We start from the raw sequence: 20895 nt of genomic DNA, 5'->3' as shown, positions 1-20895 counted from the left end.
GGCGGCGGGTGACTTAAGTCATCAAGCCATGCAACTGCAAGACAAGAAAACCCCCGCAACTGCCCAGCTTCCTCGGGACGCCGTGTCCGTTTCCAGCCTGAGGAAGGTTTACAAGGGCAGCGGTCGCAGCCCGGAAAAAGTCGCGCTACACGACATCGATCTCACGGTGCCGCGCGGCTCGCTCTTCGCACTGCTCGGCCCTAATGGCGCAGGAAAGTCGACACTGATCAACATTCTCGCGGGCTTGGTGCGCAAGACCAGCGGCCAGGCCGCGATCTGGGGCTACGACATCGACCGCGACACGCGTATGTCCCGGGCCTCCATCGGCGTGGTGCCGCAGGAACTCAATATCGACCCCTTCTTCACGCCTCACGAACTGCTGGAACTGCAGGCTGGCCTCTACGGCGTCCCGAAGCGCGAACGGCGCACCAATGAGATCCTCGAAAGCCTGGGGCTCCTGGACAAGGCGGACGCCTACACCCGCACGCTCTCCGGCGGTATGCGCCGACGCCTCATGGTCGCCAAGGCCATGGTGCATGCGCCGCCAATTCTGGTGCTCGACGAGCCGACTGCCGGTGTGGATATCGAATTGCGCCAGCAGCTTTGGTCGCAGGTGCGTGCTCTCAATGCCGCCGGCACGACCGTGCTTCTGACCACGCACTATCTCGAAGAAGCCGAGGAACTCTGCGATACCATCGCCATCATCAACTACGGTCGGGTGATCGCCTGCGAGCCGAAAGAGCAGCTCTTGCAGCGGCTTGATAACAAGGAGTTGCAGGTGACGGTGGAAGGGGACCTGCGGGTCACGCCGCCCGAGCTGGAAGCCTTTGCTCCGGAGTTGGCCGCATCGAACCGCTTGGTCTTCCGCTACAAGGCCAGTGAGAGCCCCGTGGCGTACATACTCGAAGCCCTTTCGCGGGCCGGTTTGACGGTGGCCGACCTGCGAACGGAAGAAGCCGACCTGGAAGACATCTTCCTGCAGCTCACCAGCGGGGCGCACGCGACGGACGATTCGTCCGGGAGAGGCGATGTCGGGGCTGTGCAAGGCTAAGGACTGGCTCGCTCGCCGCGTCGTGCTTGGCGTCGGGGTCTTTTCTGCCCTGTTCCTGGTGGCGACGGCCTGCACACCTGTGCAGGCGCCTGGCGGCTCCGAGAACCACAGCCCGGGCTTCAGCTTGGCCGAAAAAGCGAGCGCGGAGGAGGAACGCGGCTATCGCACGCACGTCGGGCATTTTCTCAGCTCCGATGGCCTCGAACTGGCGGTACGAGCTTGGTTGCCGCTGGAAGAGGAACCCCGGGCGGTGATCCTCGCCTTGCATGGTTTCAACGACTACGCCCATGCTTTTGCGCCACTCGGTGAGGCCTTGGCTCAACAGGACATTGCGGTTTTTGCCTACGATCAGCGAGGCTTTGGCGAGAGTCCCAACACCGGACTTTGGGCTGGCGGCGAGGTGATGACCGCCGACGTTCGCACTGTCTCCGCTCAGTTGCGCGGCACCTTTCCGGGGGTTCCGCTTTACCTTTTCGGGGAATCCATGGGCGGCGCTGTCCTGCTGGCTGCCGAAGCCGAGCCGGAGGGCCTGGATGCGGATGGCCTGATTCTCTCTGCACCGGCCGTCTGGGCGCGGGAAACACAGCCCTGGTATCAGCGAGTGGGGCTTTGGGTGGCGTTGCGCACCGTCCCCTGGTTCCGCCCCTCGGCCAGCAGCGTGCGCCGCCAGGCCTCGGACAACATCGAAATGCTGCGCGCTCTGGGGCGCGACCCCCTGGTGCTCGGGAGTGCACGCATCGATACCATTGCCGGGCTTGTCGACCTGATGGACCGGGCCCTGGCGGCCGGTCCGGCCGTGCACACTCCCACCCTGCTGCTCTATGGCGAGCGGGACGAAATCATTCCCCCCGAGCCAGTGGAACGACTTTGGCAGGAGATGCCGCAAGAGGCCGGTCATCGCTTCCTGCGCTATCCTGAAGGCTGGCACCTGCTGACCCGCGATCTGCAGGGACCGCGGGTGATTGATGACATTGCTGCCTGGATCGATAATCCGACCGGAACCTTGCCCTCGACGGTCGAGCGTCTTCCCGAAGAACACGCCCAGGAGGTGGAGCAGCGGGAAGGGTAAATGACCCTCCAGCGGGCTTGTTCGATGCCGCCCCCTCGGCTAATGTCCGCTCGCACGCGGGCCCGTAGCTCAGCTGGATAGAGCGCTTCCCTCCGGAGGAAGAGGTCTGGGGTTCGAATCCCTACGGGCCCGCCAATCTCTCAAAGACTTAGAGTTAGTCTTTGATCTGCGGGCTAAAGTGTTACCGCCCACGTCTCCACCTTCGGCGATGTCCGGCTCGATCACGAGGCCCATCCGCATGACCTCCCCGAAGTTGAGCGGTTTTCATTCTCCTGATTCTGTGCCGACCTGCTGCCCGGTGTGCCTTGCTCCCAATCCGGAGCCTTTCCTGGAGGTCGAGGAGAAGCACTATTGGTGCTGCGGCCTTTGCGAAGCGCGCTTCCTCGATCCCTCCCTACGCCTGAGTGCGCGGGAAGAGCATGTTTTCTACCTGACCCATGAGAACAATTCGGGGGATGCTGGTTACCGCCGCTTCCTGGCGAAACTCGCAATCCCGCTGCTGGCGCGTCTGCCGGCTTCATCCAACGGTCTGGATTATGGCTGCGGCCCGGCGTCGGCGCTGGCGGCCATGCTGCGGGAAGCGGGCCATGCCGTCGCGCTCTATGATCCCTTCTTCCGGCCCAACACCGACGACTTGGCCGGCACATACGACTTCGTGACCTGCACGGAGACGGCGGAGCACTTCCATCGGCCGGCTGAGGAGTTCGCCCGTCTCATGGCGCTGGTGCGCCCCGGCGGCTGGCTTGGTCTCATGACCTGCTTTCAGACCGATGATGCGCGCTTCGCCGACTGGCATTATCGGCGGGACCCGACCCACGTGGTCTTCTACCGGGAAGAGACCCTTCGCTACTTGGCAGCCAGCCGGGGTTGGAGCATAGACGTGCCGGTCAAGGACGTGGCGCTTCTGCGTCGGCCGATCAGTCCGAGCACCCCTTACTAAGCGGCCAGTTGCCGCCAGCCCTGCTCTGAGCGCGACGCTGTGACGCAAGAATCCTGCTTTTGATTCCGTTTGTGTACGTTTATTCAGGCACGCCCGCTGCCATCGGGGCGCTAGACCTGCTCTAGTTCCGGGCTGGGTGAAGAGGAGAGACACACTCAGGGGAGTAGCAAGCCTTGCCGCCGATCGACGAGAAGCTGGAAGCCATCCTGGCAGACGTGGTCCACCGCAATGCCGGTGAGGAAGAGTTCCACCAAGCCGTTCGCGAGGTTCTCGAAAGCCTGGGCAGGGTGATCGCGAAGCACCCCCACTATGCCGACCAAGCCCTGATCGAGCGCATCTGCGAACCGGAGCGCCAGATCATCTTCCGCGTGCCCTGGGTCGACGACCGTGGCCTGGTGCGCATCAACCGCGGCTTTCGGGTGCAGTTCAACTCGGCGCTGGGCCCCTACAAGGGCGGCCTGCGTTTCCACCCTTCGGTCAATGTCGGCATCATCAAGTTCCTGGGCTTCGAGCAGACCTTCAAGAACGCCTTGACCGGCATGCCCATCGGCGGCGGCAAAGGTGGGTCCGATTTCGATCCGCGCGGCCGTTCCGACGGCGAGATCATGCGTTTCTGCCAGTCGTTCATGACCGAACTCTGGCGCCACGTGGGCGAGTATACCGACGTGCCAGCCGGGGACATTGGTGTGGGCGGCCGGGAGATCGGGTACCTCTTCGGCCAGCACAAGCGTCTGACCAATCGCTTCGAGGCGGGGGTGCTGACGGGCAAGGGCTTGGTTTACGGCGGCTCGCGTGCGCGCCGAGAAGCCACGGGCTATGGCACCACCTACTTCGTGCAGTCCATGCTGGAAAGCCGCTCAGATTCCCTGGAAGGCAAGCGCTGCGTGGTGTCGGGCTCCGGCAATGTGGCCATCTACGCTATGGAGAAGATCCGCGCTTTCGGCGGCAAGGTCATCGCCTGCTCCGACAGCAATGGCTATGTGGTGGACGAAGCCGGCATCGACTTGGATCTGGTCAAGGAGATCAAGGAGGTCCGTCGGCAGCGCATTTCCGAGTATGCCCGGCGCAAGGGCGGCGACGCCCTGTATGTGGAAGGCGGCTCCGTCTGGGACGTGCCCTGCGCCGTGGCCATGCCCGCGGCCACTCAGAACGAGCTGACCGGCAAGGATGCCCGCACCCTGCTGAAGAACGGTGTGATCGCGGTCGGCGAGGGCGCCAACATGCCCTGCACCCCCGAAGCCATTCGCACCTTCCAGGAAGCGAACGTGCCCTTTGCCCCTGGCAAGGCAGCCAATGCCGGTGGCGTGGCCACCTCGGCGTTGGAAATGCAGCAGAACGCCTCCCGGGACAGCTGGACCTTCGGCCAGACCGAGGCGCGCCTGGCAGAGATCATGCGCCGCATCCATGATTCTTGCGCGGAAACCGCGGAGGAGTATGGCGCACCGGGCAACTATGTACTGGGCGCGAATATCGCCGGCTTCGTGCGCGTGGCCGAGTCCATGCAAGCACTTGGCGTGGTCTGAGCCACTGCGCTCAGAGCAAACGCGCGAATCCGCTCTGAATCAAAGGTGTAGAGCAGGTCGAGGTAGGCCTTTTCCCATCTGGCGGAGCTACCTGACCCTGATGCGTCGCCCTTGCCCCCTTTGGCGGCGGCGGGTAGCGTGACGGGCGTTGCAGCAGCCGAGTGTGACTCTTCATGGGGCGCCTGACCCTTCCCTTGTATCTTGCGCTCGTTCTGGCGAGCGGTTTGCCCGGTAAAGCCTGGAGCCAGGATTACGATGCGGGGCTGGCCGCCTATGGCCAGGGCAATGCGGCGCGGGCCGAAGTGAATTGGCTGATGGCCGCGGCCAACGGCAGTTCCGAGGCCGAGTTTGCCTTGGGCAAGCTCTACGAGGAGGGGGGCGCAGACGTGGGCGCCGATCCCGAGCGCGCTGCCACCTGGTATCGCCGTGCCATGCAGCGCGGCTCTCTTGCAGCCGAAACCAACTTTGCGCTCCTGCTGCTCGAGGGCCGGGGCTTGGTGCGTGACAGCCAGCGGGCCGTCGATCTTTGGCAGAATGCCGCCGAAGCCGGGCAGGCCGAAGCGCAGTACAATCTGGCGCTCGCCTACTACAACGGTATTGGCGTGGCGCCGCGCCTGCGACGGGCCGCAGAGTGGATGGAACTCGCCGCGGAGAACGGCCTGCCGGCAGCGCAGTTCGGCCTGTCCGAGTTCTACCGGCTGGGGATCGGCGTTCAGCGCGACTCGGGACAAGCAGCAGCCTGGGAGGAACGCGCGCGCGGCAACGGCTATGGGCGGGATGCAGGCGTCGGCGCGCCTGCCGAAGCGGAAGAACCGCTTGCGGTTGACGAGCCGCCGGCGGAGGAAGAGCGCCAGGTCACGGTCACGCCTGAGCCGCAGCCCGACAGGCAGGAACCGCCTTCGGCGGAGGCGGAGGCAGAGCCCAACTCCGATGACGGGACGCGTGAGGTGAGTGAAGCTCCGGACATCCCGGCGATACCCGGTCCGCCGGAACAGGTCGATCCAGCGCCGCCTGCGCGTTACGCTTCCCCACCAGAGACCGGCTTCGCCAGCCGGGAAACCGCGCTGTCGGCCACGATCTCCGCCATCCTGGAAGGCGAAGACAGTGACTTCTCGGCACGGGCGGAAAGGGGCATTGAGTCGATGGACGAGCGCGCGACGGAGGTATCCGAGATGCCCCTGTCCGAAGCGGAGGTCTTGGCGCCCGAGATGAGCGAGGCCGTCGTCCTGAATGGTGCGGTCAGCGATAGCGCCAAGGTGGCGGCAGAGAGTGCCGATCCGAAGCAGAACGCAATCGAAGAGCCTGAAGCCGCACCGGAACCGGAAGCAGCACTCGAACCCGTGCCTGAGCCCGAAACGGTTCCGGAGGTCCCGCAGGCAGCAGCCGACAGCCAAACAGCAGACGTCGGAGAGCCAGTGGCAGCAGCGGGCGGTGGCAACGCCTCCGAATCCTCGGCGGCTGAGAGCGACTTCGCGGTCTGGCTCGGCTCCATGCAAAGTCAGGAAGGGGCGAGCAGGCTCTGGCAGGAGGCTCGTGCCACCCATCCGGATCTGCTGGGTGATCGATCTGTTCACTATCAGACTGTCGAAACCGATCGCGGCGCCTATCGACGCGTCCTGGCTGGCGGCTTCAGCAGTCGAGAGGACGCCGGCGCTTTCTGTGAGCGCCTGCGGACTTCCAACGACGACGCCTTCTGTCAGCCCCTGCGCAAGGAATAAGTGATGTCAGCATCTCGGCCCGGTCCCAAAGCTCGCATGGCAGCAGGGGAAACGCTCTTCGGTGTGTGGCTTGAACTGGGCTCGCCCATGGCCGCTGAAGTGCTGGCCGAATGCGGCTACGACTGTGCCATGATGGATATGGAGCACGGCCCCCACTCCATCGGCGACACCATTGGCATGATGCAGGCAATGAAGGGCACTGGCTGCCTGCCGCTGACGCGCATCCCCGCAAACGACCCCGTGGCCATCAAGCGGGTCCTCGATGCGGGTGTGCGCGGCGTCATGGTGCCCTCAGTCAACACCGCCGAGGAGGCCGAGGCCGCCGTCGCTGCCTGTCGCTATCCCCCCCGCGGCAAGCGGGGATATGCTGCCTCCATTGTGCGCGCCACGCGCTTTGGGCTGGACCTCGAGGACTACCTGCGCCGCTTCGAGGAGGAGGAACTCCTCGTGATCTGCCAGATCGAAACCTGTGAGGCGGTGGAGAACATCGAGAGCATCGCGGCCGTTGAGGGCGTCGATCTGCTGTTCATCGGACCCAACGACCTCGCCGCCGATGCCGGGTTCTTCAACCGGCTGGACGCGCCGGAGGTCGATGCCATGGTCACACGGGTTGAGGAGGCCTGTCGAGCTGCGGGTCGCGGTCTGGGGGCGATTGTCAGCCCGAATCGCTCCCTGGCGCAGCTCAAGGCAAGCGGTGGCTATCGTATAATCCTGCAGGATGCCGATGTGGCGCTGCTGCGCGATTCGGCCCGTGCCTCGCTGGAGGCCCAGCGAAAAGCCTGGGGCTGATGGTAGAACTGAGGAACGCCCCGGCTGTCCTGCGGCCTGCCAGGGCGTTTCCGTCGCGTTACTGGCCCGCGACCTGGGCGACGTAATCGGCCAAGATCTGCTTTTCCTCTTCGCTTAGATCGTCGTAGGGCATCATGGGGCCGATGCCCTGGGTTATGGCGCGCATGACGATCTCGGATTCGGGCTGCATGACGTCGAGGCTCGGGCCGATGGTGCCGCTGGCCCCAGCGTCCTTCAGGGTGTGGCAAAGCGCGCAGGGCGGTTCGGCCTGTTCGGTGAAGAGGCTACGGCCCTGTTCGCGTGTGCTGTCGCTTTCGGCGCGAGCGCCGTCGAGGGGAGCAAGGAACAATACGGCTGTCGCAGCGAGTGCCGGCAGCCCAAACAGTGTCCGGTTCATCCAAGGGTTCCGCTGAAAAAAGGGAGCCCCCCGCCCATGCTGCGGACGGGGGACAAGGCGGGATTAAGAAACAGCGATCTCGACGCCGGGCGCGCGCCAGCCGTTGTGGCTGTAGCCCGACTGATTGGGTTCGAAGTTCTCCGGCTGGCTGTTGCCTTCGCTGTCGGTGGCCCGGCTGACCAGCATATAGTTCCCGGGCTCCAGGTCGACGGCCAGGACGAAGGGGCGCCAAGCGAAGCGTCCGAGATCGGGGCCGACGAAATCGGCCTGGTGCCAGGTCTCGCCGCCGTCGACCGAGACCTCGACAGAGTCAACCGGAGTGGTGCCGCCGAAGGCCACACCGGTGACCAGCACGGGGCCGGCACCGCGGTTGTCGAGTGGGCCGGTGATCCAGGACTTGACGTCCATCTTCCACACCGACGGCCACTGCGGGCCTCCTTCCTCGCCCACCGGCATGAGGCGGTAGCGAGTCTGCTGGATCCGGGCCGGTGACTCCTCCTCGGTGAAGGCGATCTTCTTGATGTACTTCACATTGTTCACACCGGTGTAGCCCGGCACGACCATGCGCAAAGGCCCGCCGTGCGCCAGCGAAATGGGCTCCCCATTGATGTCCCAGGCCAGCAGGATGTCTTCCATCGCCTCGAGCGGCACCGAGCGTTCGACCAGAATCGAAAGTGGGTCGATCCCCTCGGGGAGTTCTTCGCCACCCGTTCCGGTGACGTACTCTGCGCCCTCGGCGACACCGCCTAGCGCCTCCACGATGCTGCGCAGAGGCACCCCTGTCCACATCACGTTGCCGGCAGCACCGAGCTGCCACTGGGTGCCGCTGGGATCGTGATCGAAGTAGGCGCGGCCGTTGCCGGAGCATTGTAGGACCATGGTCACGGTTTCGATGCCCATGGTCTTCAGTTCGGCCAGGGTCAGTGTGCGCGGCTCGGCCACACCTTCGATCGAGACCTCCCAGGAGTCGCGATCCTCGACAATGGAGGACGGGGGCGGGGAGATGTTGTTGCGAATGTAGAGCCGGTCTTCCGGCGTGATGCTGGCGGTGCCGAAGGCGCTGCGCTTGGTCTCAAGCGTGTTATCCGAATGGATGATCAGCGTTTCCGGTTCTTTCCAGTTCACATACTCCGGCAGGTCGCTGCCTTCGCTGGCACGCAGGTTGGCGCCTGGCACAAATGTCCCTGCTGCGACCGCTGTGGCGGCAGTACCGGCTAGCAGGTAGCGGCGCTGCAGATTGATAACCTCGGGCATAATCTTTCCTTCCCTGTCGTCGTTTCTGTGCATGCGCGCGTGGACGAAGGCGCTGAGCAGCCCTCCGCTATCGAGAGAAGACGCCGCAGGGAGCCGAATTATTCCCGGCGGGTAGAGGAATAACGCAGCGAATGGCGGAAAGGTTGCGCATCAGGCCAGACAGGGGGCACTTTTCTCGCGATTGTGGGCCAATGCGGAGCGGGTTTTGGCAGGCATGGGAGCCAGCCGGCGGGTTGCCTCCTCCACCGCCCGCGCAATGAGCGCCATGCGCTCGGACTCCATGCCATCGGCCAGAAGCACATAGGCGACCGACCCGCCCTTCCAGAAATAGGCTTCCTCGCCATCCCCAGTGCGATGCGTCAGTTTCTGGGGGAAGCCGGCGACCGCCTTCTCCTGGCTTCGGAAAGCCAACAGGCTTACCTGGCAACCCCGGGTGCCAAGATAGCCCACGTGCAGCACGTCGCGTTGCGGGCCTGCCAGTGCGATATGCGCGATGCTCAAGCGCGTATCGCTGAGGTCCGGGATCTGTAGCGGCAGACCGAAGTCCTGGAGGGTGGCCAGCAGGACACCCGCCGAGGGTTCCGCCGCTTCTCCAGCGCCCTGCAGCCAGGTCTCGTGCAAGGACTCGGCCGTCTGCAGCGTCGCCTCCAGACGCGTAGGCGGTTGCAGGCGGGGATAAGTCAGCCAGAGTCCGCCCGCCATTACGGCCAAGAGAATGCAGGCGGCCAGCGCTTGCGCGACCCGGCGCGCACGGTGACGGCGGAGCAGCGCTTGCAGCAGTTCAGGCGGCAGGGCTTCCGCGCTGGCTTGCAGCGAGGATTTCAACTCCGCCAGTTGCGCGATCTCACGGGCCAAGCGGTGATCGGCCGCCGCTGCCGCAGCAACGCGAGCGGCCTCCTCACTGTCGAGTTCGCCGTCCACATAGGCATTCAGTTCCGCCCAGCTTGGGGCGTGGTCAAAGGGTTGAGAAGTGCTCATCGCGCCGATCGTCCGTTGCGGGGGCGCAGCGGTATCACATTGTCATCCTCGATGGCTGTCAGAAGCGCCGCGCGGGCGCGAGACAGGCGACTCATCACGGTGCCGTTCGGCACCTGCAGCAAACTTGCCGTTTCCGCATAGCTGAAGCCGGCTATATCGATCAAGGCGAGGATTTCCTGGTGTGCCGGCGAGAGGCGGCTCAGTCCGCGACGAACCGTGAGGCTGTCAATCAGAGGGCGCTCGCCCATGGTAGGCGGCGTGGAACCCGCGTTTGCATCGTCATCTGTCTGCTCAAGAACCTGCCTGCCCTTACGGCGCTGGGTGTCCAGGAAGCGATTGCGCAGGATGCGGAACAGCCAGGCACGATATGCGCTTTCGTCCTCCGGCACACGCCGCGCACCGAGCGCCCGCACCACGCAGTCCTGCACGAGATCTCGCGCCGCCTCCCGGTCATGTGCCAGAGAGAGCGCGTAGCCATAGAGCCGGTCGAGATAGGTCTCGATGCGCTGGCGTCGCGCTGCGGCCACCGCTCCGCTCCTCGCGTGGTCTAAGAAGGCAAGGCGATCGTCGCTCGAAATGCTGTAGGCCTGCAAGTATTCTGTGTTCTCTCGGCGGTACAGCCTATGGGCACAGGTTGGAGGCAGGGAGTGAACGATCATGGAGACCCAGCGACTGTGACGTGGCACACGAACATTACCCGCAACTCAGATTTGGCCATCCTGCCCGTGGAAGCCTGTTACCGCGCAGACCAGGCGGCGGCTGCGGCGGGCGTGCCCGGGGTGCGCCTGATGGAGAATGCCGGCCGGGCCGTCTTCGATGCCCTGCGGGCCGCCTGGCCGCTGGGCACGATACGCGGCGATGTGCTGGTGCTCTGCGGTCCCGGCAACAATGGTGGAGATGGCTTTGTCGTGGCCCGTCTGCTGGCGGAGGCCGGCTGGCCGGTGCGGCTCGGGCTCCTGGGCGCGCGCGAAGCTCTGAAGGGCGATGCGGCCCACCATGCCGCCCGCTGGAGGGGGGCCGTTGCAACGCTTGCGCCAGGACTGCTGGAAGGCGCGGGCCTGGTGGTGGATGCGCTGTTCGGTGCCGGCCTCGCGCGTCCGATCGAAGGCATGGCGGCGCAAACCCTGTCAGCGATAAGAGAGCGCAAACTGCCGGTTCTGGCCGTCGATGTGCCCAGTGGCCTGCAGGGCGACAGCGGCACGGTCCTGGGCGAGGTGGTCGCGCCGGCCAACGTGACAGTGACCTTCTTCCGCCCCAAGCCGGGGCACGTGTTGTTTCCCGGACGCAAGTTCTGTGGCCGGCTGGTGGTGGCCGACATCGGCATTCCCGAGAGCGTGCTCGCAACCATCGCGCCGCAGCTCCACCGCAATCAGCCGCCACTGTGGCTGCAGCACTGGCCGCAACGCACGGCGGAGAGCCACAAGTATCACTTCGGCCACGCTTTGCTCCTGGGCGGGGCAGAGATGACCGGCGCGGCCCGCCTGGCGGCCCGGGCGGCGCTGCGGGTCGGCGCCGGGCTGGTAAGCCTTGCCGCTCCGTCCGAAGCGCTTGCGGTCTACCAGCTCAGCTCGCCCAGTCTGATCGTGCTGCAGGGGAGCGATCCGCGGTCCCTGGCGCGCCGCCTGCAGGATCCGCGCTACAATGCCCTGCTGATCGGGCCTGGCCTTGGGGTGGGGGAGGAGACCAGCGAGGCGGCGGAAGCGCTGTTGGCCACCGGTCGCGCCTGCGTGCTCGATGCCGATGCCCTGAGTTCCTTTGCCGGCGCGCCGTCACGCCTCTTCGGCGCCATTAAGGGCCCGGCGGTGCTGACGCCGCATGATGGCGAGTTCGCGCGGCTCTTCCCCTCACTGAAGGGCGACCGCCTGCAGCGGGCCAGTGCTGCCGCGCGCGAGAGCGGTGCCGTCGTGCTCCTGAAGGGTGCGGACGCCGTGATCGCTGCACCCGACGGCCGCGCGGCCCTGGTGGAGAACGCGCCGCCCTTCCTAGCGACGGCCGGGACGGGCGATGTGCTCAGCGGCCTGATCGTTGGCCTCCTGGCTCAGGGCCTGCCGGCTTTCGAGGCCGCGGCGGCCGGCGCCTGGCTGCTTGGGGCTGCGGCTGAACAGTTTGGCCCGGGCCTGATATCTGAGGACTTGCCGGACTGCCTGCCCGCCATTCGAGCGGCGCTCGATCGTTAGGCGCTGACTGGTACGTGGTCAGGCTTGAGCCTCTGGTGGGCGCGTGGCAGCTTGCCGCCGGCTCGAACTCAGGAGGAAGTGACACATGCGGCTCAAGGACAAGGTGGCGGTGGTAACGGGCGCGGCGGCCGGAATCGGTTTCGCCTGCGCCGAGGCTTTTGCGCGCGAAGGCGCCAAGGTCGTGCTCTCCGACATCAACAGCGAAAGAGGTGAAGCCGCAGCGCAGCAGGTCCGCGATCAGGGTGGCGAGGCGCGCTTCGTCGCCTGCGATGTCGGCGACAAGGCTGAGGTTGACCAGCTGATCGAAGCCGCGGTCGCCGCTTATGGCGGAGTGGACATCGCCGTGGCAAACGCCGGCATCGTTCATGCCTGCGATTTCCTCGACCTTGCCGAGGAGGATTTCGACCGCGTGCTGCGCGTGAACCTCAAGGGCGTCTTCCTGACCGGCCAGGCGGCGGCACGCCAGATGGCAAAGCAGGGCCGGGGTGGCACAATCATCAACATGTCCTCGGTCAATGCCGTGCTCGCCATCCCGGCGATCACGCCCTACGTGGTCGCCAAGGGCGGGGTGAACCAGCTCACCAAGTCCATGGCACTGTCGCTGGTCGACAAGGGCATCCGCGTGAACGGCATCGGCCCGGGTTCGATCCGCACCGAGGTCTTTGCCACCGTGGCCAATGATCCGGAGAAGATGAAGGGCATCCTCTCGCGCACCCCCATGGGCCGGGTCGGCGAGACCTCCGAGATCGCCTCGGTTGCCGTCTTCCTGGCCAGCGAAGACTCCAGCTACATCACCGGCCAGACCATCTACCCCGACGGCGGCCGCATGGCGCTCAACTACACCGTGCCGGTCAAGCAGGACTGATGGGTTTTGGCTCTCGGCCTCAGACCGCGCCCGGGATGGGTTGTGGCGCGGAATAGGGCTGAGACTTTTCCGCCGGTTGGGCCAAAGTAACGGCCCAGCTGTCGTGCAGGCGCAGTTCGCTCAGGGTCAGCTCGTAGTCGATGCGCTCTCCGATCGCCACGCTGCGCTGGGGCACGCGGAACATGCGATTCCTCCAGTGCGTTCGGCGGCTGAAGGGTGAGGTGTCGAAGCGCAGGCCCTCATCGAAGACCACAGCGAAATACTGATAGAAGCCGTCGAGCCGGCCCGGTCGCTGCACCTCCCGCGATAGCGCGATGCGTTGCGGCAGGCCCGCGGCCTCGTCGATCTCGTTGAGGTCCACCGTAAGGGCCGCGCTCGGCTCGCCCAGGAAGTAGTCCACGTCGGCCCGGTCCATGGATCGACGGCGGTAGTGCGGGGAGCGGTAGGAGCGGGCGATCTCCGCCAGATGGCTGAAATCCAGCCCCTGGACGCGGATCTCCTCCAGGAAGGGCACGCGGTAGTCCGGATGGAGACAGGCCGGCTCCAGGTAGAGCTCGAAGCGCCCGGGCAGGATGCGCCCGCCCGGCTTGAGTAGTCGGCGCTTCAGGTCCAGCAAATTGTCCACCATGTTCTCGTTGAAGAGATTGTCGCCGATTTGTTCGTGCAACAGCACGTCAACCTGCTCCGGTGGGCGGAACTGCCGGCTGTTGGCATGGACAAAAGTGATGGTGTCGATGCCGTTGCGCCGCGCGTTGGCCTCGGCCAGGGAGATGAAGTCTGAGTGGTCGATGGCGTAGACCTTCGCCCCCTGGCGCGCGGCGAGCATGGCGAGCACGCCGCTGCCGGTGCCCAGGTCGACCACGACGTCGCCGGGCTTGATCAGGCGTCGGATGGCTTCGGCGTAGCTGTCCACGCGCACGCTGTCGGCCAGCATCTTCTCATGCTCGTAGAGATCGCTGAACTCGTGACTGTTGCGCAGACTATAAGCCAGGTCATAGAGGGTCTTGTTCGACTTGATGGTGTGCAGGGCGCGCCGGGACAGCCCGATGCCCAGCCCGGCCATTCGCCAGCCCACCCACGTCGTTGCATCGCGCAGCATGTCGTTCCGCCCTCCCGCAGCCTCGGTTTGTGGCTTGCTATCCTTAGACCGGGCTGCGGTGATCCAACGGTGATCTTGCGGCTGATTGGCGGGCGCGAAGGAGGGGGACTGTCCTCTTGCGGGTCAACGCAACAGACGAGTCACCGGTGTCGAGATCATAGCATCAGACGGCATTCTCCAGCACGGAGCTATGATCTTGGTGGGATCGACGATGCCCGCCATACTGGCGATCGGCGGGCTTGGCCTGGATCAAGGGTGAGGAGCGAGATGATGGAGCAGTTTGTCATGCTGGCCGGCTACAACAGCTGGGCCAATCGGCGCATTTACGCAGCCGCAGGCGCGTTGCCAGAAGAAGCCTATCGTCGGAATGCCGGGGCTTTCTTTGGATCGCTGCATGGCACACTCAATCATTTGCTGGTGGCGGACCGGATCTGGATGCAGCGTTTTACCGGCACGGGCGCTGCGCCGACGCAGCTGGATGCGATCCTTTTCGACTCGCTGCCCGAACTCACAGCCGCGCGCGAAGTGGAAGACCGGCGCATCGAAGACTTTGTTTCCGGCCTGAATGACACGGCGCTGGCCGGCAACTTTCGCTACCGCACGATCTCGAAACCCCAGGACATCGAGCAGCCGCTGGCGCCGGCCCTGACCCACTTCTTCAATCATCAGACTCACCACCGCGGCCAGGCTCACTGCCTGCTTACGCAGATGGCGGGCAATGCGCCGGGGCTTGATCTCATCACCTTTCAGCGCGAGACCGGCCTCGGTCTGGCAGGCACGGGAGCGGCCACTTGACCTTCTCCATCGTGGCCCGCTGTCCGCGCAGCGGGCAGTTCGGCATCGCGGCGGCCACCGCCATGCCGGCAGTCGGCAAATTGCTGACCCATGCCCAATCCGGTGTGGGCGCTGTGGCGACCCAGGCGCGGATCAATCCCTATCTCGGCATCGACGGTCTGGCGCTGCTGGCGCAAGGCGTGCCCGCTCCCGACGTTATCGAGGCCTTGAAGCCGCGCGATCCGCGCATGGACCTGCGCCAGGTGGCTGTGATCGACGCAGCGGGGCGAGCGGCCGCCTTCACCGGCGAAGGCTGCCCGGCCTGGTCGGGTCATATCACCGGGGAGGGCTACAGCTTTCAGGGCAACCGCCTCGCCGGGGCGAACGTGCTGGAGCGGGCGCGCGAGCGATTTCTGGCGTTGGAATCGGAGGCTCTGCCGGAACGCCTCGTAGAGGCCCTGGCCAGTGCCGATGCCGGCGGCGGCGATCTCAAGGGAGAACGCTCGGCGACGCTCTATGTGGTCGACAGCGAGGACTACCCGCTCTGGGACATTCGGGTCGACGAACATCCGCGGCCAATCGAGGAGCTGCGGCGCCTGCTGCAGGTCTTCGCGCGAGACGTGGTGCCGCATATCAAGCGCATGCCGACCCGGGAGAATCCGGCCGGAGAGGCGGGGGAAGAGGTGGCCTAGCTCTCCGGCACCGTCAGTGCACGAGCTGCAGCAGAACAGTGCCGGTCACAACCAGGGCCGAGGCGGTGATGCGATGGGCGCCGAAACCTTCCTTGAGGATGAAGGCGCCAATGCCAGCGGCCATCAGCACGCTGGTTTCCCGCAAAGCCACCACATGCGCCATGGGCGCCACGGTCATGGCCCAGATGACAATGGCATAGGCCGTACCCGCCATCAGGCCGCCGCCGATCCCAGGCAGCAGAATCGGGCGAAAGCTATGCACGAGACGCCCGCGCCGGAGATAGGCGACGATGACCATGAAAATCGTGCCCTCGAGAAAAAACAGCCAAGCGATGTAGCTAAGCGTCGAGCCTGCGTTGCGCGCGCCCAGGCCGTCGGCCAGGGAATAGCTGGCGATCGACAGTCCGACGAGCAGCGCCAGGACGACGGAGCGCAACTCACCAGCTCGGCGCGGTCCGCGCCGCAATGAGAGACCGAGAATGCCAAGGCTGACGATTGCTATAGCAGCCATCTCCGCCGGGGTCTTGGTTTCGCCCGCCAGCAGCCAGCCGCCCAAGGCTACCAGCAGCGGCGCGGAGCCGCGGGCGATGGGATAAACCTGAGAGAGGTCTCCCTGTTGGTAGGCCGCAGCCAGCAGGCCGTTGTAGGCGATGTGGATAATGACGGACGCGACGAGAAAGGGCAGGGCGGCTGCGGCCGGAAGGGGCAGGAACAGCAGGAAGGGCGCCGCCACGAGACCAGGTGCCAGCATCACCAGCGCCTGCACAGCCAGGCGGTCGCCGCCGGCCTTGACCAGCGCGTTCCAGGTTGCGTGCAGCGCCGCAGCCAGCAGCACCAGGGGCAGAACCCAGGTCGGGCTCATCGCCCCCAGATCCGGCATGGCCTAGCTGTCCAGGCCCATCAAGCCGCGGGCAAAGGCCTTGGCTTCGAAAGGTCGCAGGTCGTCGGCGCCTTCGCCCACGCCCACGGCATGCACCGGCAAGCCGAACTTCTCGGCAAGCGCCACCAGCACGCCGCCGCGTGCAGATCCATCTAACTTGGTTACCACCAGGCCGCTGACATGCACCAGGTCCTTGAAGGTGGACACCTGCTGGAGCGCGTTCTGGCCGGTGGTGGCGTCCAGGGTCAGGAGGACGTCGTGCGGGGCGACGGGGTCGAGCTTGCGGATCACGCGGATGATCTTCTGCAACTCGGCCATCAGGTTTTCTTTGTTGTGCAGCCGGCCGGCGGTGTCGATCAGCAGCAGGTCGGCGCGCTCGCTCTGCGCTTTCTGCAGGGCGTCATAGGCCAGGCCCGCAGCGTCGGCGCCTTGCTTGCCGGAGACAACTGGACAGCCGGTCCGTTTGCCCCAGATCTGAAGCTGCTCGATGGCCGCGGCGCGGAAGGTGTCGCCGGCGGCCAGCACCACGCTCAAGCCCTGCTCGCGGTAGAACTTGGCAAGCTTGCCGATGGTGGTCGTCTTGCCGGTGCCGTTTACGCCCACCACAAGGACCACATGCGGCTTGCGCGCCGGATCGGGCTCGAGCGGTCGGGCCACCGGCTCCAGCATCTTGGCCGCTTCCTCGGCCAGGGCGCCGCGGATCTCTTCCGGGCTCACATCCTTGCCGAAGCGGGTGCGGGCCAGTTGGCTCGTCAGCTTTGCCGCCGGCGCCACACCGAGGTCGGCGGCGATCAGAAGCTCTTCCAGCTCCTCCAGCGCCGCGTCGTCGAGCTTGCGCTTGGTGAAGATGCCGGTGATGCCTTCGCCGAGTCGGGAAGAGGAGCGGGCAAGGCCTTGCTTGAGGCGCGAGAACCAACCGCTCATGCCGCAGACTCCATTGCCTGCGCTTGCAACTGGCTATCTGTGCGCGAGGTGATCCGCGCCGAGACGATTTCGCCCACCGGCCCATCCAGGGCAACGGGTGCGAAATGGCTGCAGCGCCCCAGGCCGGGCTGTTCGATCAGGATCTCCGCGTGACTTCCCACCCGGCTTTCCAGAAAGCGGTCGACGGCCGCGTCTCCGGCGGCGCGCAGACGGGCGGCGCGCTCCTTGCGTTCGGGCTTCGGCACGGCGGGCATGCGCGCGGCCGGGGTGCCCGGGCGTTCGGAATAGGGGAAGACATGCAGCCAGGTCAGGCCGGCATCCTCCACCAAGTTCAGGGTGTTGCGGAACATGCTTTCGTCCTCGGTCGGGAAGCCGGCGATCAGATCGGCGCCGAAGACCACGTCGGGGCGCAGACGGCGCACCTTTTCGGTGACGGCCAGGAGATCGCGGCGCAGATGCCGGCGCTTCATGCGTTTGAGAATCAGGTCGTCGCCGGCCTGGGCCGAGAGGTGCAGGTGCGGCATGAGCCGCGGCTCTTCCGCCAGCAGGCGGTAGAGATCCTCGTCGATCTCCACCGGATCGAGCGAAGAAAGGCGCAAGCGCGGCAATTCCGGCACGGCCGCCAGAAAACGGCGCAGCATTTGCCCCAGGCTCGGTTGCCCCGGCAGGTCGCTGCCGTAGGAGGTGACGTCCACGCCGGTCACGACCACTTCGCGCACGCCGCCGGCCACGAGGCGTCGCACCTGTTCGACGATCTCGCCCATCGGCACTGAGCGGCTGGGGCCACGCCCGTAAGGAATGATGCAGAAGGTGCAGCGATGATCACAGCCCTGTTGCACCTCGATGAATGCACGGGTTTTCTCCGCGAAGCCCTCGATCAGGTGCCCGGCCGTTTCTCGCGCTTCCATGATGTCGGCCACCACCACCCGCGGAACGCCGTGGGGATTGAAGGAGCCGGCTTCGAGCTTCTCGAGATTGCCCAGGACGCGGTCCACCTCCGGCATGGCGGCGTAGCGTTCCGGATCGATCTGCACGGCGCAGCCGGTGACGATGATCATGGCGTCGGGATGTGTGCGCCTGGCCTTGCGCACAGCTTGGCGAAATTGGCGCTCAGCCTCGGCCGTCACGGCGCAGGAATTGAGGATCACAGCGCGCTCGAGCCCTGCCGCCTGGGCGTGGCGGCGCATCACCTCGGACTCATAGGCATTGAGCCGGCAGCCGAAGGTCACCACCTCCAGGGCGCTGCTCGACGGGTCGCGGGAAGGTTCTGCTAGGGTTGAGCGCATTCGGCGGTTATAGGAAGCAAAGCGAGCGCTGTCCATGGCCGCCCCGGGCCAGGCGCGCATGGCGGCTGCGCAGTCTCTGCGCAGCCGGAAAACCATTGTCTGGGCTTGCCTTCTTCGTGACTGTTCCTGCGCCGCGCCGAAACAATCGCTCCATCGCCGACCTGCTGGAGGGTCTGTCACAGACCTTGCCAGCGGGGGCCATCCACTTGCGCCAACTGCTCGATGCCCTGGGAGATCGGAGTATGGCCTCGGCGCTGCTCCTGCTCACGATTCCCCAGGTGCTGCCGATACCCCTGTTTGTTTCCAATCTCCTGGCGCTGCCGATTCTGGCTGTAGCCGTACAGATCATGCTGGGGCGCCAGAGTCTCTGGCTTCCGAACTGGCTGCTGGATAAGCCGGTCGCCCGCGAGCGGTTGGAGCAGATCTGCGAAAAGGTGGTCCCGACCTTGCGCCGGGTGGAGCGTCTGATCCGCCCGCGCTATGCGAACATCTGGGCCAGGGACGGCGGCCGGCTGCTCGGGCTGGCCTGCATTGCCATTGCGTTGGTCTCGGTGGCGCCGCTGCCCTTTACCGGCTGGGTGCCGGGCTGGGCCCTGCTGCTGATTGCACTGGGCCTGCTGCAGCACGATGGCTTGGTCGTGTTCGTTGGCCTGGCAATCGGCACGGTGGCCGTTGCGATCTTCATCGCGGTGGTGGTTGGGCTGGTGAGTGTCGGTGACTGGGTGACCTAACCGACAGACAGGGATTCACCCATCTCAGATGGAATGGCCGCCGCGGCGGAAGGGGGCGGCGGGGTAGACGCCGAGGATGCGGACCTCGCGGCTGAAGAATCCCAGTTCTTCCAGGGCAAGGCGCACCAGGCGCTGCTCGGGGTGGCCTTCGACGTCGGCATAGAACTGCGCCACCGTGAAGCGGTCGTCGATCATGTAGCTTTCAAGCTTCGTGATGTTGACGCCGTTGGTGGCGAAGCCGCCCATGGCCTTGTAGAGCGCTGCCGGCACGGAGCGGACGCGGAACACCAGCGAAGTGATCACCGGGCCGTTCTCGGGACCGATATCCAATGGCTCCCGCGCCATGACGACGAAGCGGGTGGTGTTGTGCCGCTGGTCCTGCACGTCGGGCAGCAAAGTCTGCAGACCGTATTCGCGCCCGGCCAGGGCGGACGCAATCGCACCGATGCGCGGATCCCCGCGCTCGGACACCTCTTTGGCTGCACCAGCGGTATCGGCGTGCACCACCGGCCGTAGGCCGTGCTCACGCAGGAACTTGCGGCACTGGGACAGGGCCTGCTCATGGCTGTGAACTTCCGCCAGCCCTTGCAGAGTCGCCCCCGGCGGTGCCAGCAACTGGTGCTCCACCTTCTGGAAGTGTTCGCCGATGAAGTGCAGGCCCGAGTCGGGCAGCAGGTGATGGATGTCGGCGACCCGCCCGGCGCTGGAATTCTCGATGGGAATCATCGCCAGTTCCGCCGCGCCCTCGCGCACGGCGGCAAAGGCTTCCTCGAAGGTGGAGCAGGGCAGGGTGGTGCGCTCGGGAAAGACCGCCCGGCAGGCCATGTCGGAATAGGCGCCGTGCGTGCCCTGAAAGGCAATGGCGGTAGAGGTTTCGGCCATGGAATTCACCGGTTCTCGGAACAGCGGGAGCGACTCAGCGAGGCGCGAGAAGCGAGCGGGCCCTCTCAAGGTCAGCGGGAGTATCGACACCCAGCGGAAGGGTGTCAACGCGCGCCACATCCACGCGCATGCCGGCTTCAAGAGCGCGCAGCTGCTCCAGTTTCTCCCGCAGTTCCAAGGGGCTGGGCGGCAGGGCTACAAAGCGGTCCAAGGCGGCGCGTCGATAGGCATAGATGCCGATGTGGTGATAGAGCGGCTTTCGCGGATCGCCCCCATCCCAGGGTGCACTGCAGCGTGTGAAGTAGAGCGCCCGAGCAATCGATGTCTTCTCAGCGAAGGCGCAGACCGGCTTCACGACGTTGGGATTGTCCCTTTCCTGCGCGTCCTCGATCTCCACCGCGAGGGAGCCGATATCTACGGCCGGATCGGCCAGCGGGCTGAGCACGGCCCGAATAAGTTCCGGGTCCAGCGTAGGCAGGTCGCCCTGGAGATTGACGATCAGATCATGTCGCGCCTGCGGATCGATCCGCTGCAGCGCCTGGTGGATGCGGTCCGAACCCGACGGCAGGTCGGGATCGGTCAGCACCGCCCGGCCGCCTGCAGCCTCCACAGCCTCCACGACCTCGGCTTCTGCGGCCGCGACCACCACGGGGCCGACCGCGGCTTCGCGTGCCCGGTCGAGGACATGGACGATCATGGGTTTGCCGTGAATGTCGGCCAGCGGCTTGTTCGGGAGCCGCGTCGAGGCCAGACGGGCGGGAATCAGTACGATGGGATCGGACAAAGCTGTGGCTTCCACTTGCGGGTCGGGGCTTGAGCGGTTAAAGCATCGGCCGGTGCCGTCGGCAAGCGCCTGTGGGGGTATG

21 protein-coding genes and 1 tRNA gene are annotated in these 20895 nt (G+C 65.7%); 12 read left to right on the top strand and 10 right to left on the bottom strand.

Features of this window, described 5'->3' with window-relative positions; genetic code table 11:
* The first annotated feature begins 28 nt into the window (after window positions 1-28).
* From P2G67_RS04765 to P2G67_RS04735, 7 genes are all read left to right on the top strand, one after another.
* Window positions 29-1051: an ABC transporter ATP-binding protein gene (locus tag P2G67_RS04765; protein WP_322099636.1), complete on the top strand. Its 1023-nt coding sequence runs from the start codon at window positions 29-31 to the stop codon at window positions 1049-1051.
* Window positions 1029-2120 carry an alpha/beta hydrolase gene (locus P2G67_RS04760; RefSeq protein ID WP_275820548.1) on the top strand — a complete coding sequence of 364 codons (1092 nt, stop codon included), beginning with the start codon at window positions 1029-1031 and terminating at the stop codon, window positions 2118-2120. Before P2G67_RS04765 ends, P2G67_RS04760 begins: the two co-directional genes overlap by 23 nt.
* Before the next feature lie 58 nt (window positions 2121-2178).
* Window positions 2179-2255: transfer RNA gene (locus tag P2G67_RS04755), tRNA-Arg, on the top strand.
* A 103-nt stretch (window positions 2256-2358) separates the two neighbouring features.
* Window positions 2359-3060, top strand: coding sequence for a class I SAM-dependent methyltransferase (locus P2G67_RS04750; RefSeq protein ID WP_275820546.1), 702 nt, complete (start codon window positions 2359-2361; stop codon window positions 3058-3060).
* A 173-nt stretch (window positions 3061-3233) separates the two neighbouring features.
* Entirely contained in the window at window positions 3234-4583 is a 1350-nt protein-coding gene (gene gdhA, locus P2G67_RS04745) for an NADP-specific glutamate dehydrogenase (RefSeq protein WP_275820544.1), read from the top strand.
* A 173-nt stretch (window positions 4584-4756) separates the two neighbouring features.
* Entirely contained in the window at window positions 4757-6301 is a 1545-nt protein-coding gene (locus P2G67_RS04740; RefSeq protein ID WP_275820542.1) for an SPOR domain-containing protein, read from the top strand.
* Between the two features lie 3 nt (window positions 6302-6304).
* Window positions 6305-7090: an HpcH/HpaI aldolase family protein gene (locus P2G67_RS04735; RefSeq protein WP_275820540.1), complete on the top strand. Its 786-nt coding sequence runs from the start codon at window positions 6305-6307 to the stop codon at window positions 7088-7090.
* Window positions 7091-7148: 58 nt separating this feature from the next.
* Here the strand turns inward: P2G67_RS04735 and sorU are convergent, their stop codons facing one another.
* The 4 genes from sorU to P2G67_RS04715 form a co-directional block, all read right to left on the bottom strand.
* Window positions 7149-7487 (bottom strand): SorU family sulfite dehydrogenase c-type cytochrome subunit, encoded by a 339-nt coding sequence (gene sorU, locus P2G67_RS04730; RefSeq protein WP_275820538.1) that lies wholly within the window; start codon window positions 7485-7487, stop codon window positions 7149-7151.
* Window positions 7488-7550: 63 nt separating this feature from the next.
* Window positions 7551-8741: a SorT family sulfite dehydrogenase catalytic subunit gene (gene sorT, locus P2G67_RS04725; RefSeq protein WP_275820536.1), complete on the bottom strand. Its 1191-nt coding sequence runs from the start codon at window positions 8739-8741 to the stop codon at window positions 7551-7553.
* A 150-nt stretch (window positions 8742-8891) separates the two neighbouring features.
* Window positions 8892-9719, bottom strand: a complete 828-nt coding sequence (locus P2G67_RS04720; RefSeq protein WP_275820534.1) for a hypothetical protein — start codon at window positions 9717-9719, stop codon at window positions 8892-8894.
* Window positions 9716-10246: an RNA polymerase sigma factor gene (locus P2G67_RS04715; RefSeq protein ID WP_275820532.1), complete on the bottom strand. Its 531-nt coding sequence runs from the start codon at window positions 10244-10246 to the stop codon at window positions 9716-9718. The genes P2G67_RS04720 and P2G67_RS04715 overlap by 4 nt, the downstream gene beginning before the upstream one ends.
* A 147-nt stretch (window positions 10247-10393) precedes the next feature.
* On the opposite strand from P2G67_RS04715, the gene P2G67_RS04710 reads away from it, so the two are divergent.
* Window positions 10394-11896 (top strand): NAD(P)H-hydrate dehydratase, encoded by a 1503-nt coding sequence (locus P2G67_RS04710; RefSeq protein ID WP_322099635.1) that lies wholly within the window; start codon window positions 10394-10396, stop codon window positions 11894-11896.
* Between the two features lie 85 nt (window positions 11897-11981).
* Window positions 11982-12761 carry an SDR family NAD(P)-dependent oxidoreductase gene (locus P2G67_RS04705; RefSeq protein ID WP_275820531.1) on the top strand — a complete coding sequence of 260 codons (780 nt, stop codon included), beginning with the start codon at window positions 11982-11984 and terminating at the stop codon, window positions 12759-12761.
* 19 nt (window positions 12762-12780) lie between these two features.
* Here the strand turns inward: P2G67_RS04705 and P2G67_RS04700 are convergent, their stop codons facing one another.
* Window positions 12781-13860 carry a 50S ribosomal protein L11 methyltransferase gene (locus tag P2G67_RS04700; protein WP_275820530.1) on the bottom strand — a complete coding sequence of 360 codons (1080 nt, stop codon included), beginning with the start codon at window positions 13858-13860 and terminating at the stop codon, window positions 12781-12783.
* Between the two features lie 270 nt (window positions 13861-14130).
* Between P2G67_RS04700 and P2G67_RS04695 the strand changes: the two genes are divergently transcribed.
* Window positions 14131-14655, top strand: a complete 525-nt coding sequence (locus tag P2G67_RS04695) for a DinB family protein (protein ID WP_322099634.1) — start codon at window positions 14131-14133, stop codon at window positions 14653-14655.
* Window positions 14652-15326: a DUF1028 domain-containing protein gene (locus P2G67_RS04690; protein ID WP_275820527.1), complete on the top strand. Its 675-nt coding sequence runs from the start codon at window positions 14652-14654 to the stop codon at window positions 15324-15326. Before P2G67_RS04695 ends, P2G67_RS04690 begins: the two co-directional genes overlap by 4 nt.
* A gap of 13 nt (window positions 15327-15339) precedes the next feature.
* Here P2G67_RS04690 and P2G67_RS04685 read toward each other — a convergent pair whose 3' ends face one another.
* Genes P2G67_RS04685 through mtaB form a run of 3 tightly spaced genes read right to left on the bottom strand, consistent with a single transcriptional unit; the run spans window position 15340 to window position 18416 of the window.
* Window positions 15340-16188, bottom strand: a complete 849-nt coding sequence (locus P2G67_RS04685) for a DMT family transporter (RefSeq protein ID WP_275820525.1) — start codon at window positions 16186-16188, stop codon at window positions 15340-15342.
* 21 nt (window positions 16189-16209) lie between these two features.
* Window positions 16210-17130, bottom strand: coding sequence for a signal recognition particle-docking protein FtsY (gene ftsY / locus P2G67_RS04680; protein ID WP_322099633.1), 921 nt, complete (start codon window positions 17128-17130; stop codon window positions 16210-16212).
* Entirely contained in the window at window positions 17127-18416 is a 1290-nt protein-coding gene (gene mtaB / locus P2G67_RS04675; protein ID WP_275820685.1) for a tRNA (N(6)-L-threonylcarbamoyladenosine(37)-C(2))-methylthiotransferase MtaB, read from the bottom strand. Before mtaB ends, ftsY begins: the two co-directional genes overlap by 4 nt.
* 116 nt (window positions 18417-18532) lie before the next feature.
* On the opposite strand from mtaB, the gene P2G67_RS04670 reads away from it, so the two are divergent.
* The gene (locus P2G67_RS04670) at window positions 18533-19147 is read left to right on the top strand and encodes an exopolysaccharide biosynthesis protein (RefSeq protein WP_275820523.1); all 615 of its coding nucleotides are present in this window, start codon (window positions 18533-18535) and stop codon (window positions 19145-19147) included.
* A 24-nt stretch (window positions 19148-19171) separates the two neighbouring features.
* On the opposite strand, the gene P2G67_RS04665 is transcribed toward P2G67_RS04670, so the two are convergent.
* Together P2G67_RS04665 and P2G67_RS04660 are read right to left on the bottom strand one after the other, a co-directional pair.
* Entirely contained in the window at window positions 19172-20029 is an 858-nt protein-coding gene (locus P2G67_RS04665; protein ID WP_275820521.1) for a prephenate dehydratase, read from the bottom strand.
* Window positions 20030-20063: 34 nt separating this feature from the next.
* Window positions 20064-20813, bottom strand: a complete 750-nt coding sequence (locus tag P2G67_RS04660; RefSeq protein WP_275820519.1) for a 3-deoxy-manno-octulosonate cytidylyltransferase — start codon at window positions 20811-20813, stop codon at window positions 20064-20066.
* Between the last annotated feature and the right edge of the window lie 82 nt (window positions 20814-20895).

This window comes from Aquibaculum arenosum, from assembly GCF_029222965.1.
Classification (GTDB): domain Bacteria; phylum Pseudomonadota; class Alphaproteobacteria; order Kiloniellales; family DSM-21159; genus Aquibaculum; species Aquibaculum arenosum.
The sequence above is the reverse complement of the archived record's forward strand: the minus strand, read 5'-3'. Positions and strand labels throughout refer to the sequence as shown.